This is a genomic window from Acidisoma sp. S159 (genome assembly GCF_009766125.1).
Taxonomy (GTDB): domain Bacteria; phylum Pseudomonadota; class Alphaproteobacteria; order Acetobacterales; family Acetobacteraceae; genus Acidisoma.
This window is the reverse complement of record NZ_LMUG01000080.1, coordinates 11,043-11,261: the sequence shown is the minus strand read 5'-3', so window position 1 is coordinate 11,261 and position 219 is coordinate 11,043. Positions and strand designations below refer to the sequence as shown.

1 protein-coding gene is annotated in these 219 nt (G+C 66.2%); it reads right to left on the bottom strand.

Translation table 11 applies throughout. The features are described 5' to 3' along the window. A partial coding sequence (locus tag GSQ92_RS26435; protein WP_371418601.1) for a hypothetical protein occupies window positions 1-219 on the bottom strand: 219 nt, incomplete at both ends.

The window sequence follows — 219 nt, the reverse complement described above, 5'->3', positions numbered from 1 at the left end:
GATGCCAGCCTCGAGCGTCATGCGCTCGAAGCCAAGATCAGGCTGCAGACGCTCCAACTCATTCGCGAAGAGGCGGCGGAGATGGGCAGGGACGCGCGTCGCCAGACCCGTCCCGATGATGATTTCTTGCACCTCGCGATCGACCCGGAAGGCGCGCAGGGTCACTTCCCGCGCGCCCTGATCGGCCTCCGCCAAGGTGCGGCACAGTGGCTCGAGTAG